This is a genomic window from Prevotella sp. P6B1, assembly GCF_000702825.1.
Classification (GTDB): Bacteria; Bacteroidota; Bacteroidia; order Bacteroidales; family Bacteroidaceae; genus Prevotella.
In genome coordinates this window covers 13,695-27,761 of sequence record NZ_JNKF01000012.1, presented here as the reverse complement: position 1 = coordinate 27,761, position 14,067 = coordinate 13,695, and the positions used below count along the sequence as shown (strand labels likewise).

Here is a 14,067-nt window from a genome sequence, read left to right as displayed (position 1 = left end):
AGAATTAAGAACAATATACTAAAGCGCTCAAAGATTTTCATGGATGACAACGCAAGGTGTCTTTTCCATGGGCACTTTTGGTTTATGGTTTAATAATATATATATATATATATGATTGAATACATTATCATAGCAGCCGTGCTGCTTGCCTTGGAGCTAGCTTACTTTAAGATTGCAGATAAGTGCAACATCATCGACAAACCGAATGAAAGGTCATCGCACTCGACCATTGTGTTGCGAGGAGGTGGTGTGATATTTGCCATATCGATGGTAATTTGGTTTGGATGGATGATTGTAGTTCAAGGGGGCAATAGTTTAATAGTTCAAGAGTATTTGCCGTTTATGTGTGGACTTGTGCTTATCAGCGGGGTGAGCTTCTGGGACGATGTGCAGTCGCTGCCGGACACGGTGAGACTGGTGGCTCAATTCGTGGCGATGGCGCTGATGTTCTGGAGTATGGGCCTATTCTCAGTTGAGAGTTTAGGGTTGAATGTTGATAGTCAGTTGATGAGTTATGTGTTGATGGGGTTGATAATTGTAGCTGCGCTCATCGTATATGTTGGTGGTATGAATATCATCAACTTTATGGATGGTATCAACGGCATCACGGCAGGCTATGCTCTGGCGATACTGGTGCCATTGCTAATAGTTGATAGTCAGTTGAAAGTTGAGGAGTTTATAGAACCGAGTTATCTCATCGTGGCTATCATCGGGGTGCTCGTGTTCTGCATCTTTAACTTCCGCCCGAAAGGGAAAGCGAAGTGCTTTGCAGGGGATGTGGGGAGCATAGGAATAGCTTTTATCATGCTTTTCGCCCTTGGAAAGCTGATAGTGCAGACGGAGGACTTGTCGTATCTGGCGTTTCTGATGATATATGGTGCTGATGGTATATTGACAGTGTGTCACCGTGTTATGCTGCATGAGAATCTGGGGGAGGCGCACCGAAAGCATGCCTACCAGCTGATGGCGAATGAGCTGAAGATAGGACATGTGAAGATTTCGCTGCTGTATATGGTGCTGCAGTTGGCGGTGTCGCTGGGATTCATCTACCTCTGCCCCAATACAGTGGCTGCGCACTGGATTTATCTGGTGGCTGTGGCAGCGGTGTTCGTGGTGGCGTATATTTGGTTTAAGAAGAAGTACTACCATCTGCATGAGGAGTATCTGGCGTCTTTGAAGAAGCAATAATCACGGCTGAAGACCGTATGAGTATTTTTAAACAATAAACTATCCACTATACACTTTACAAAAATGACAATTAACCAAGAATTACTGGACAAACTGTTTGAAGAGGCGAAGGGGAATCCTCGGCTGAGGACAAACCTGGACCTGAGGACATCGGCAGAGGATGGCTCGCAGCGTATGCTGAATGCCATGCTGCCAGGAACGGAAGTGGCTATCCACAGGCATCCGATGAGTAATGAGAACGTGATCCTCATTAAGGGTAGACTGGATGAGGTGCTGTATGAGGAGGTGACTTCTGAGGATGGCAAGGTGACGCTGAAGGAGGCGGAGCGCATCCATCTGTGCCCCGAGGATGGCGCCTACGGCTGCCAGGTGCCGAAAGGTGTGTGGCATACGGTGGAGGTGATTGAGCCATCGGTGATATATGAAGGGAAGGATGGAAAGTACGGTGAGGATGGGAGTGAAACGTACCGTGAGATGTAAGAAGTCTGAGGGCTGATGGAAGATGTCGTTCCTCGCTTAAAAGAGTTAAAACTGGATTATATTAATGGAAATTGTATTAAAAAATAAATAAAAATGAGTGTATTTGAAGGAAAAACGCTGCTTATTACCGGTGGTACTGGCAGCTTTGGAAATGCAGTGTTGAACCGCTTTCTGAGAACGGATATCGGGGAGATTCGTATCTTCTCGCGCGACGAGAAGAAGCAGGATGATATGCGTCACGACTTCCAGGCGCGTATGCCAGAGGTGGCCAACAAGATTAAGTTCTATATCGGTGACGTGCGCAACAAGAGCACACTGAAGTACGCGATGAAGGGTGTGGACTATGTGTTCCATGCAGCTGCCTTGAAGCAGGTACCCTCTTGTGAGTTCTTCCCCATGGAAGCCGTGAAAACTAATGTGATTGGTACGGACAATACACTTGATGCTGCTATTGACGCAGGCGTAAAGTGCGTGATTTGCCTTTCAACCGATAAGGCTGCATATCCTATCAATGCAATGGGTATCACCAAGGCTATTGAGGAGAAGATTGCTGTGGCTAAGAGTCGTCTGAGTGGTGACACCAAAATCTGTTGCACTCGTTATGGAAATGTGATGTGCAGCCGTGGTAGTGTGATTCCTCTCTGGATTGACCAGATTCGTAAGGGTAATCCTATCACACTGACCGAGCCTAAGATGACTCGATTCATCATGTCTCTCGAAGAGGCTGTAGATTTGGTGCTCTTTGCCTTCGAGAACGGTAAGAATGGTGACATCTTGGTTCAGAAAGCACCCGCTTGCACGATTCAGACTCAGGCTGAGGCTGTTTGTGAGCTGTTTGGTGGCAAGAAGGAGGAAATCAAGGTGATTGGTATTCGTCATGGTGAGAAGATGTATGAGACGTTGCTGACCAAGGAAGAGGCTGCAAAGGCCATCGACATGGGTAACTTCTATGCAGTGCCTGCAGATAACCGTGACTTGAACTATGATAAGTACTTCAAGGAGGGTGATGTGAAGCGTGCGTTGATTGATGAGTTTAACTCAAACAACACGCGAATTCTGAATCTGGAGGAGACGAAAGAGAAAATCGCTTCTTTGCAGTATATCCAGAATGAACTCAATGGAATTCCGAATCTCGTATAATATGAAGATACTTGTAACTGGAGCAAAGGGGTTCGTAGGTAAGAACCTCTGTGCTGCATTAAAGAATATCAAAGATGGTAAGGACAGGAGATTTCCTGACCTTGCCATTGAAGATATATATGAATATGATATTGATACAGATCCTGCTTTGCTGGATACCTTCTGCAAAGATGCTGGATTCGTGTTCAATCTGGCTGGTGTAAACAGACCTCAGAATCAAGAAGAGTTCATGCAAGGCAACTTTGGCTTTGCCAGCACACTGCTTGATACATTGAAGAAGTATGGGAACAAGTGCCCTGTGATGCTGTCTTCGAGTCAGCAGGCTTCATTGACTGGTCGTTTCGGTAATAGCGAGTATGGACGAAGCAAGAAAGCTGGTGAAGATTTGTTCTTGGAATATGGTAAAGAGACTGGTGCAGAAGTGCATGTATATCGCTTCCCAAACTTGTTTGGTAAATGGTGTAGACCTAATTACAATAGTGCGGTAGCAACCTTCTGCAATGCCTTCGCCAACGACCTGCCTTATACAGTTAATGACCCAAGTGTAGAACTGGAACTGCTCTACATTGATGACCTTGTAGATGAGATGATTGCCATCTTGCAGGGTAAAGGTCATCACTGCGAGTTCGAGGGATTAGAGGTTATTCCTGGACCTCTCGGCAAGTACAGGTATTGCCCTATCACCCACAAAGTGACTCTTGGTGAAATCGTCGAGCTCTTGAAAAGTTTCGCTGAACAGCCTAAGACTTTGATGATTGACCAATGGTCGACCTCTGTCGCGACTCGGCATAGTTCATGCGAGCATGACTCTGCCCTCGCTGCTCCATCGGTTCCTGAGATTCCTGATTACGCTTTTGCAAAGAAATTATATGCGACTTATCTCAGTTATCTGCCAAAGGAAAAAATTGCTTTTCCTTTAAAAATGAACGAGGATGATAGAGGTTCTTTTACTGAATTACTTCATACTGTTCATAGCGGTCAGGTGAGCATCAATATCTCGAAGCCAGGTATCACGAAGGGACAGCACTGGCACAACACCAAGTGGGAGTTCTTCATTGTGGTGGCCGGTCATGGCTTGATTCAGGAACGCAAGTTGGGAACTGATGAGGTGATAGAGTTTGAAGTGAGTGGCGACAACATCCAGTGCATCCACATGTTGCCCGGATATACACACAATATCATTAATCTCTCGGAGACGGAGAATCTGGTGACGGTGATGTACTGCAATGAGATATTTGATTCAAGTCGGCCTGATACGTTCTTCGAGGAGGTTTGATGGGTCGCTATGCTCGAAATTTGACAATAATTAGATTCAAAATTGTATAAGATGGATATTAAGCATTTTAAGAACGATGGAAAGCTGAAGCTGCTGATTATCGTGGGTACACGCCCTGAGATTATCAGACTGGCAGCTGTGATTAATAAGTGCAGACAGTATTTTGACTGTCTGTTGGCACATACGGGTCAGAACTATGACTACAACCTGAATGGGGTGTTCTTCAAGGACTTGAAGCTGGCAGATCCGGATATCTATATGGAGGCTGTGGGTGATGATCTCGGTGCAACGATGGGTAACATCATCGACAAGAGTTATAAGGTGATGGTAGAGACGAAGCCTGATGCTGTGTTGGTATTGGGTGATACGAATAGTTGTCTGAGTGTGATCGGTGCCAAGCGTCTGCATATTCCCATCTTCCACATGGAGGCTGGTAACAGATGTAAGGATGAGTGTCTGCCGGAGGAGACAAACCGCCGAATCGTTGATATTATCAGCGATGTGAATATGGCTTATAGTGAGCACGCTCGTAGATATTTGGCTGATTGCGGACTGCCGAAGGAGAGAACGTATGTGACTGGCTCGCCTATGGCTGAGGTGCTGCATCAGAACTTGGCTGAGATAGAGGCAAGCGATATTCATTCAAGGCTTGGACTGGAGAAGGGTAAGTATATCCTGCTGAGTGCTCATCGTGAGGAGAATATTGACACGGAGAAGAACTTCCTTTCGTTGTTCACTGCAATAAATAAGATGGCTGAGAAGTATGATATGCCAATCTTGTATTCGTGCCATCCTCGTAGTCGTAAGAGATTGGAGCAGTCGGGATTTGTGTTGGACAAGCGCGTGATTCAGCATGAGCCTCTTGGATTCCATGATTACAACTGCCTGCAGATGAATGCTTTTGCTGTAGTTTCTGACTCTGGTACTCTGCCTGAAGAGAGTAGCTTCTTTACATCAGTTGGGCATCCGTTCCCTGCCATTTGCATTCGCACTTCGACAGAGCGCCCTGAGGCATTGGATAAAGGTTGTTTTGTGCTGAGTGGTATTGATACCATTGGATTGCTCCAGAGCGTAGATGTGGCTGTAAGCCTGATTAAGGACGGTCATCAGGGCATTCCTGTACCCGACTACGTGGATGAGAATGTATCAACCAAGGTGGTACGCATCATTCAGAGTTACGTGGGGGTTGTTAATAAAATGGTCTGGAGAAAATTCTAAATCCCAAGAATTAGAGAATACGCAAGAGGGTCGATGCATTGCATCGGCCTTTTTTTATGCCCTGTAGGGGCAATATATCCAATCACCCATCGCCCCTGTAAGGGGCTCATAATGTAGCGTAGGGCCTCGGCCCTATGTGAATGAATAATCATCACCACCATTCACCCCTAATAGCCCCAAATAAAAAGGTAGCCGCTATCAAAGTAGAAATACTTGGTTAGCGTTTTATTTTTTTTGAGATATTTGGTAATAATTCGATTTTTTCTTGTTTTTGTTTGGAAGTAAAGAGAAATTTCGTATATTTGCCAACGGAAAGGGATGTCGACATCGAAAATCACCCTGAGTACATAAATGTGAACAAACTAAAAACTTCTCGTAAAGTGCTGAATCTTAATGTTTTAAGGTGCGCCTTGCGGAAAATTACTATGCCAAGGGGGATGCGAAGGAACAGGTGCGTGACATTCCAAATTGATGGACGAATACAATGAAATAAGTAGTGCTAATTCTAAATTGTTCAAAATTATGAGAATAGAGCTTTTTACATTATGTGAAGGGGCTTTCAATACCAATGGGAGGCTCACAATTGTTAATACATTTGAGGATATAGTTTCAGAGAAGTTTCCTTGGCGTGGTCAGCTTGGCTTGGCGTTGAAAATACTCTTCCCTCATGAAGAGTCAGGGGGCTTTGATATTTTAGTAAGGATTAAACCTGCTGGTGATGCGAAACCATTGCATGAAATTAAAGGCCACTTGGAGATTAAGCATAACGGTGGAGGTAAGGACGTGCGTCTTGCTATGTGTACAAATATTCAGGGAGTAGCCTTGAATAATCCTGGAGATTATGAGGTTGTGGTCTTGGTTAATGATAATGTGCTGCAAGCCTATCCCTTTAAAGCATTGGTTAAGCATGAGTGATTTTAACATCAATCAATCAACTCCATTCTCTTTCAAAGACGATGAATTGAAAGAGGACTTCTCTCGCGTATCCGTTAAAATTGGCTTAACGACAAGTTGTGGTTCAGACAGAGTTACCACCTTGGATACAAGGAGTAGTCAGGTGGAATGCGAATTTGTGTCAAACTTAGCAGGGTGGCAGAGAGATTCTTCTTTTATGTCGGTGAACAATTTTGCAAGTTCTTATTTCGATGCTATAGTAGATATGAAAGAGGATGCAGTACCGTTCATATTCAGGGAATTGGAGAAGGGACCAACGCCTCTTGTACATGCCCTGGACAAGATTTATGAAGGAGAGATGGAATATAAGGGCTATTTGCCTTTAGACTTTGTATGTAAGGTATGGCTGGAAATACTAAAGAAGAAAGGGATAAATGTATAGGTCATTATCCTGACCTTGAATATGACCTAGCTTTTGTGGTCAATAGCGATGAAGACAAGAAATACAATTGTATCGCTTTTGCTATTGGTTATCAAGATATATGGATTGCTACGGGTAGAGATATAGCATGGTTTTGGTGGCCCAATCACATACCCCTGGATACCGCCCCAAATTCATTGGTTGAGACGTTCAGGTATTTTGGATTTGAGGTATGTAATGATGATTTGCCTGAAGCTGGGTATGATAAAGTTGCTCTATACCAAAAAGACGGTAATTGGACGCATGCAGCCCGAATCATAGCTGACGGCGTATATCATAGTAAACTAGGTGAGAGTTTCGATATCTTTCATCGAAGGGGCGATGTGATGGATAAAGCGAATAATCCAAGTGAATCTTATGGTATCCCGTTTGTTTTTATGAAGCGAAAATATGCTGATCGCAGCAAACTGGTTTCTCAAAAACCGCAGCCTGGGAATATGCGGTACAAGGGCCATGATATCCCGTTTCTTTTACCAGATCAATGCTTACCTGGCTTTCTTGCAAGTTTGGGCGTATTCTGAAATGATGGTTATAATGAGGAAGAGAGGTGTTGTGGGGTTGGGAGGAAGGTCCTGCACTAACGCGGAGGAAATGGTGGCAAAGATAGGCTGGCATGACGGGACAACGGCATGACGGATTTTCGAAGAGAAATCAGCGGGGAAAGCGCTGGACGCATGGGTGAGGGTTCATGTCGAAGAGAAAAACATCCGATTATATACAAGTAGAAATCATCTAAAAATATGGGCTATACAGAGAGAAAAAAGATCTTTGATAAGATTGTACAGAAAAGGCGAAGACCTTTGCTGACGTATGTGACTTCAATTCGTCCTGGAATGGGTAGCCAGATGGCTGGCGATTCTATTCGCCCTATAATTGACCAGCTTGAACTAATTCCCAAGGAGAAGAAGAGTATAGACTTCCTGATTATCAGTAATGGCGGTGACCCAATAACATCTCTGAGAATTATGGGGCTGCTAAGGGAACGTTTTGAAACAGTATCAGTATTACTGCCGTATGTAGCTTATAGCGCTGCCACTATCCTCTCACTAGGAGCAGATGAGCTGGTGATGCACCCATACTCAAATATTGGACCTGTTGATCCTCAGTTGTCTGCACCGCATAGAACTCCATCGGGAGCAACAGAACAACTGGAATTCAGCCCTGAGGATATTGTAAACTATATTGAATTTCTAAAGGCTGATGTAAAAGCTGACAAAGAGCAGATGAAGACTGCAATACCACCACTAATGGAGCAGGTGGGTGCTTTGAATATAGGAAGGTCGAAAAGAAGCCAGCGGCTATCATTTTCGTTAAGTGAGAAGATGCTTGGTTTCCATATAAAAAACAATAAGAAGATAAAGGAAATTGCCAAGGCACTAAACTCTTCCTACTATCATCATGGATATGCAGTAGGGCGTTTAGAAGCTAAGAAAATGGGGCTGCCTGTTACTATGCCAGATGCAGAACTTGAAGGGTTGTTATGGAAGGTGTGGCTTGACTATGAAGCAGAGATGAAATGTAATGAACCGTTCAACGTAGTAAACGAAGTGCTGGCAAATCCTAACGCGTCGAAGGCTATTAATAGTATTCCTGTTATCAATTTGCCTGCAAATCTACCAGATGCGCAAAAACAAGCAATATACAATCAAATAGCAAATCAAGTTAATGTAATTCAGCAACAAGCATTAAATGTGAAATGCATGTTGGCCTCTATAGAGAGTCCATACGCAGCAAAAGTGTTTTATAATGACATTACTATTGCATATTGGCGAGATTCGAATTTGAACCTGAAGTTTAACTTGACTCCAAAGGGTTCTGGGTGGATTAAGTATTGAATTTTTAATTATGAGTAGAGTTATTACAATACAGTATTGTGGCCCATATACTATACAAACATCGGATGCTTCTTTAAGTCCACAAATAGTGGAGAGTGTGAGCCTTTCCATTGATCGTAGTGAGCTAAAAGATTACGAAAAGCCTGTGGTTCGTGAAATTGTGCACAAGTGAAAGCCTGAGGACAAACTAGAACTTGAGGACAGTAAGCAGAGGACGGACTGAGGTTCTTTGTATCGTATGTTTTGTGCAGGGTGATATGATTATAGGAAAGGAGTTGCTCGATAAGGTTTGTGGAAAAGCAAAGGCTTCACCGAGGCTTAGGATGAACTACAACTTTCATCAGAGCCTGGATGAAAAGTGCCATAGATTCCTGAATGCGGTTGAACCAGGGACCGAAGTCCCTATACATAAACGTCCCACAAAAGATGAAACGTTTGTGATTCTGCGAGGGAAGGTGCGGGTGACTACTCATAGGGATGATGGGACGATTATCGAGGATGTGGTGTTATGTAGTGAGGATGGCCGATATGGTGTGAATATTCCGAAAGGGGGGGCATAAGATAGAGGCTTTGGAGCCGGATAGCGTGATATTTGAATGCAAGGAGGGGCCGTTCTCAAGACTCACAAGCTCGAATGAGCGACCAGAGGTCGAGCGTGTGGAGCATGAGGTGGAGGGAATACTTGAATTGCCAAAGAAATGAAATATATCAAAGCTCTTTGGCAATTTTGCGCTTATTTGTTTTGGCCACAAAGAAAGGGCGAAGGAGGAATGATAATTAAGTAGATTATGGATTACAGTAAATATCAGTATTACCAAGATGTTCAGCTATGGCCGCTAACCTCCGAGTTTAACTATAAAAGATGGTTAGAGAATTTTGAAGAAGGAGAAGATCGACAAATAGCAAAACACATTCTTGATTTCTTTGTTTATATCCCCGAACTTCATGTGGATCAAATGTTGAAGACTGTAGTTGGAAAATGTGGATACTATTTCCAAAAACATGATCAAAATTGGTCGCACGAAAGTTTTATTAATGGTTGCTTATATAGTTTTATACCAGGTGATGATAAGGGTTTTGTTCATAGCGGTACGTTTTTTACAAGCAAGTTGCGCGATAAACTTGATATTCCCAATGAAAATATTGTAGATCCATATACTATGGTGCAGCGACTTGTTGGAGCACAAAAACCACTTAATGTTATTCTGGTCGATGATTTTGTAGGAACAGGAGCGCAGTGTTGCGAAGCATGGAATGAATTGTGGAAAGGGCAGTTTGGTTCAATTTCGGAAATTGTTGATGAGAAACAGCATCGGGTAGTTTATGCTCCATTGGTTGTAAACGAGATGGGAAAACAGGCTATAGAAAAGTATTGCAAAGGCTTGAATCTGGTTTATCTTCATTTGTTAGGTCCTGAGTATAGTTTGTTTAACGTTGACGGATTATGCTGGAAAGGAAACCATAAGCTATATGATAAGTGGATGGATTTATATAAGAGGATTGTTAAAAAAGAAGGTATTCCGGAAACAGATGGAGCGGCTGTTGTAGATGCAAAGGGATTTTGCGAACAGGGATTGGCATTGGCTTTTAAAAATGGCATACCAGATGCATGTCCGGCTTTCTTTTATTGGAATTCTGATACATGGAAACCGTTAATTAAAAAACATTATCAGCATGGATACAAAAGATAAATTAGTTCTGCTTGACGAATTGTTTGGAAATTACCGAGCAGAATGGCTTCACGAAGATATTTTTAAATTTTTCGCGACTCCAAGCTATTTGAATGAATTAACTGACAGGAGACCTTGCGTACTTATCGGAGGTAGGGGAACTGGCAAAACAACGGTCTTAAAAGGATTGTCATACCAAGGACAGTATGCCCTAAACAATCAAAGTCTGGCGGAATTTGACAAAGTTCCATATATTGGCATATATTGTAGAACCAATACGAATCATGTTACGGTATTTTCTGGGAAAAACATTAGTATAGAAAAATGGATTCCTATTTTTTCTCATTATATTAATCTGATTTTTACTTATGAGGTATTATATTTTATAAATTGGCATAAATCTTTATCGCCCGAAGATGAACAATTCTCACCCAATGCATGTAAACTTATTGCTTCAACTTTGCTACTGTCGGAAACAATATGCAGTTCTGACGAACTGTTTAATGAAATAGAAACAGCTCTTTATATATTTCAAAGCAGTATCAATAATATTGCTGATGGAAATATGCCGAATCTTTCTATGTCAGGAGTTCCAATAAAACTGGTTACCGAGGAATCATTGAAATTAAAACAGTTTAGAAATAAATCATTCTATTTTTTAATAGATGAGTATGAAAACCTCCTTGACTACCAGCAAATTATTGTAAACTCATTACTGAAACATGTTCCCGAATCATATACATTTAAAATTGGAGTTAGGGAAAATGGCTGGAGGGTAAAAACGACTTTAAATGATGACGAGGTGCTTAATGACCCAGCCGACTATGTGTTATTTGATATCGTTCGTGATTTTACTGACAAGGAAAACGGAACGTTGTTTGATAAGTTTGCTCAAGATGTATGTATTCTTAGACTAAAGAATTTATATGAAGATGGGATGCCCTTTGCGTGCATGGATGAGGTGCTAACTTCAATCAGTATAGAAGAAGAGGGGCAGAAATGGGGAGTTGAGGAACATGAATACTGTAAAAAGGTTGTTGAATTTGAACAAGAAAAGGGAATAGATTTAAATATCCATCCATTATATAAATTTTTCTTGTATTTTTGGACGATCTGCCATAATGAAAACCTTGAAGCAATAGTGAAGGACTTTGAGCTGAATAGAAAAAATTGGAATGTAAGATATGAAAATTATCGATACAGTTTACTATTTAAAATAAAAAGAGGACGAGGAAGCGGTGAAATTTCAAAATACTATGCAGGATGGAACACATTCGTGAAATTATCTAATGGAAACATCAGATATTTGATGGAGTTGGTATATAAGGCCTATTTTTACCATCTTCGTAGTGGAGGCGATATTTCAAAACCAATACCGCTTGATGTACAAACCAAGGCTGCAAAACATGTGGGATGGAAAAATTTAACTGAGTTGGATGGAACAACAAAGAAAGGAGTTCAGTTAACAAGAATGGTGCAGTCGCTCGGCACCGTTTTTGGGCAATTGGCTAAAGATGGCGATAATCTTGCACCAGAAATCGTTCAGTTTGAAATAGAAGGAAAAGTATCGGAAAGAACAGTAGAACTATTATCAGCAGGAGTTATGTATTTGGCATTGGTCAGAATGCCTGCTAATAAGTTGAGCAGCAAATCGGATGTCAGAGATTATATGTATTCTCTTCATCCAATATTTGCGCCATATTTTGGGTATAGTTTTAGGAAAAAACGGAAGATTCCTATTTCTGATGAAGAATTTTTGAAGTGTATAGATAATCAGGCAGAAGGTGTATCTGCCATTTTAAGAAGAAAGAATATTGTACCAGCAGAGAGGATTGCTGAACCCAAACAGTTGGATTTTTTTGATATTTTTGACGACAATGATTAATCGAGACTACCAATATACTGAGCATTGGGACTATATTGAGGAAGTTAAATTGCCTACACAATCATTGTACCTTTATGCTCATGATGCAGAAAGCAGAAGTGATTTCTGTGCGCCTCATTTAAGGAAGAATAATTCTGAAACTGTATTTGAACAAATCAGTCTTCTTGAAGAGGATATGATGAAAATAGAAAGGGATGGCTCAGTAATACCTTTAACTGGTTCGAATGAAATTCGAGCTTTTGTCGAAAGTTATAATACCAAAAGTGTGTATCTTGAAGTAACAGGAATGAGTTGCAGATTAGTAGCTCCTTTATTAATTACTGGACTTAAAATCGGATGTGAAATACATGTAGTGTATTCTGAACCGGCACGGTATAAAATTGAGGAATTTCAGAAAGAGGGCTTGCATAAAGATTTGTCGGAGGCAGTAGGGGACATATATTCATTGCCCGGTCTTGAAAAAGTGTTTGCTCCCAAGAAAGAACCTCTATTTGTGACATTGCTTGGTTTTGAAGGAGGTAGGTTGACTTTCATTATTGAGGATCAACAACCATCTCCAGCTAGTATTAGGCCAATTGTTGGAGTGCCTGGGTATCAATTGGGGTATCCATACGAGACCTATTATGGAAACAGACATAGTTTGAGTAACAAGAGATGCTGGCAAGAAGTTGTATATGCAGAAGCCAATTCGATTGTTGATGCATATCTGACACTTGATCAAATAGCCAAAGACAATACAAATCCTTATATGATAGTTGCGCCTATCGGTACAAAGCCGCATGCTATTGGTGCGATATTATATGCTATCAAGCATAGAGACGAAGTTGAACTATTGTATGATAATCCGAAGAGAAGCGTTCATCGTACAGACGGAATAGGAAAGATATTGTCGTGCAACGTTACAAAACTTCTTAATGAAAACTGAAAAGTGATAGATCCATTTTATACGCCCACCCCTTTAGCCACAAAATTAGCTGATTACGTAGATGTAGATCATGTAAAAAGGATTGCTGATTTTTGTATTGGTGATGGGGAACTCATAAGAGCTGCAAGGGACAAATATCCAGATGCAATATGTTATGGCGTGGATATATGTAATGACGTTATAGCGAACTTGAAAGAAAAACATTCAGATTGGAAACTGGCTGTATGCGACTTTGAAGATGATGAATCAGTAAACAAGGTTGATTTCATAAGGGACATCTTGTTTGATCTCATTATGATGAACCCTCCCTTTACATGTAAGGGTAGCATAGTTGAGACAATTGAATTTGAAGGACAAGTATTTAAGGTGAGTACCGCCATGAAATTTGTGATGCGGGCTCTAGAACATCTTTCTACGGAAGGAGGACTGTATGCCATTCTGCCAATCAGTTGTGTTTACTCTGATAAAGACAAAAAAGCATGGGATTATTTGCGACAGAGTCATTATGCATGTGTATTAGAAGAGCCAGAAAGGGTATATTTTTCGAAGAAATGCTCGCCATGTATAGTGCTGGTGTATGTTGGTAACAGGGATATACGAAGGAAGTGCCAAAGTAACATAAACCCTTTTCTGGACTTACCAATCGAGGATGTTGTTAGAGGTGCAATTAGAATGCAGGGCTTAAAAGTAAGTAAATCAAAGAATGCCAAGCGATTAATCCATACAACAAATATGCAGAATGGTAAACTTGTCAAGGTAAATAAGATATTGACATCGTATAATGCCATTTCTGGCTTTGGTGTTGTCATTCCGCGAGTTTGTAATCCGAATAGGAGTAAAATAGTGGTGCTGGATAATCAAGATGAATACGTCTTGTCGGATTGTGTTGCTTTATTAAAGACTCGAACATCGGAGGAGGCAATAGTGGTAAAAGAGAGAATCCTTGAACATTGGCCCGCTTTTGAGCAACTCTATAAAGGAACCGGGGCTAGATATACTACAGTTCAGAGGTTGAAAACGGCGTTTGGGGTAGCAGAATCTTACAAAGCCGGAACTTTTAAATGACTGAAGTATG

14 protein-coding genes are annotated in these 14,067 nt (G+C 41.5%); all 14 read left to right on the top strand.

Annotation, left to right across the window (positions count from 1 at the left end):
• The first annotated feature begins 111 nt into the window (after window positions 1–111).
• Complete coding sequence (locus tag T495_RS0107015) at window positions 112–1,188, top strand: glycosyltransferase family 4 protein (RefSeq protein ID WP_033148145.1); 1,077 nt, start codon at window positions 112–114, stop codon at window positions 1,186–1,188.
• A 63-nt stretch (window positions 1,189–1,251) separates the two neighbouring features.
• Window positions 1,252–1,668 carry a WbuC family cupin fold metalloprotein gene (locus tag T495_RS0107010; protein ID WP_033148144.1) on the top strand — a complete coding sequence of 139 codons (417 nt, stop codon included), beginning with the start codon at window positions 1,252–1,254 and terminating at the stop codon, window positions 1,666–1,668.
• Between the two features lie 93 nt (window positions 1,669–1,761).
• Window positions 1,762–2,808, top strand: coding sequence for a polysaccharide biosynthesis protein (locus tag T495_RS0107005; protein WP_028904480.1), 1,047 nt, complete (start codon window positions 1,762–1,764; stop codon window positions 2,806–2,808).
• Window position 2,809: 1 nt separating this feature from the next.
• Complete coding sequence (locus T495_RS0107000) at window positions 2,810–4,084, top strand: NAD-dependent epimerase/dehydratase family protein (protein ID WP_033148397.1); 1,275 nt, start codon at window positions 2,810–2,812, stop codon at window positions 4,082–4,084.
• A 51-nt stretch (window positions 4,085–4,135) separates the two neighbouring features.
• Window positions 4,136–5,302 (top strand): non-hydrolyzing UDP-N-acetylglucosamine 2-epimerase, encoded by a 1,167-nt coding sequence (wecB, locus tag T495_RS0106995; RefSeq protein ID WP_033148143.1) that lies wholly within the window; start codon window positions 4,136–4,138, stop codon window positions 5,300–5,302.
• Window positions 5,303–5,824: 522 nt separating this feature from the next.
• On the top strand, window positions 5,825–6,217 hold the full coding sequence (locus tag T495_RS0106990; protein WP_033148142.1) for a hypothetical protein: 393 nt from the start codon (window positions 5,825–5,827) through the stop codon (window positions 6,215–6,217).
• Window positions 6,210–6,638, top strand: a complete 429-nt coding sequence (locus tag T495_RS0106985; RefSeq protein WP_033148141.1) for a hypothetical protein — start codon at window positions 6,210–6,212, stop codon at window positions 6,636–6,638. Before T495_RS0106990 ends, T495_RS0106985 begins: the two co-directional genes overlap by 8 nt.
• Window positions 6,599–7,198, top strand: coding sequence for a hypothetical protein (locus T495_RS15165; RefSeq protein ID WP_051651904.1), 600 nt, complete (start codon window positions 6,599–6,601; stop codon window positions 7,196–7,198). Before T495_RS0106985 ends, T495_RS15165 begins: the two co-directional genes overlap by 40 nt.
• Before the next feature lie 219 nt (window positions 7,199–7,417).
• Window positions 7,418–8,512, top strand: a complete 1,095-nt coding sequence (locus T495_RS0106975; protein WP_081832047.1) for a hypothetical protein — start codon at window positions 7,418–7,420, stop codon at window positions 8,510–8,512.
• 257 nt (window positions 8,513–8,769) lie between these two features.
• Window positions 8,770–9,072 (top strand): WbuC family cupin fold metalloprotein, encoded by a 303-nt coding sequence (locus T495_RS16150; RefSeq protein WP_369793236.1) that lies wholly within the window; start codon window positions 8,770–8,772, stop codon window positions 9,070–9,072.
• 228 nt (window positions 9,073–9,300) lie between these two features.
• The gene (locus tag T495_RS0106965) at window positions 9,301–10,203 is read left to right on the top strand and encodes a hypothetical protein (protein WP_033148139.1); all 903 of its coding nucleotides are present in this window, start codon (window positions 9,301–9,303) and stop codon (window positions 10,201–10,203) included.
• On the top strand, window positions 10,187–12,067 hold the full coding sequence (locus T495_RS0106960) for a hypothetical protein (RefSeq protein WP_051651903.1): 1,881 nt from the start codon (window positions 10,187–10,189) through the stop codon (window positions 12,065–12,067). Before T495_RS0106965 ends, T495_RS0106960 begins: the two co-directional genes overlap by 17 nt.
• Window positions 12,060–12,992, top strand: coding sequence for a hypothetical protein (locus T495_RS0106955; protein ID WP_051651902.1), 933 nt, complete (start codon window positions 12,060–12,062; stop codon window positions 12,990–12,992). Before T495_RS0106960 ends, T495_RS0106955 begins: the two co-directional genes overlap by 8 nt.
• A 3-nt stretch (window positions 12,993–12,995) precedes the next feature.
• A complete protein-coding gene (locus tag T495_RS0106950) occupies window positions 12,996–14,057 on the top strand; it encodes an N-6 DNA methylase (protein WP_033148138.1) in 1,062 nt (353 codons plus the stop codon).
• Window positions 14,058–14,067: the final 10 nt, after the last annotated feature.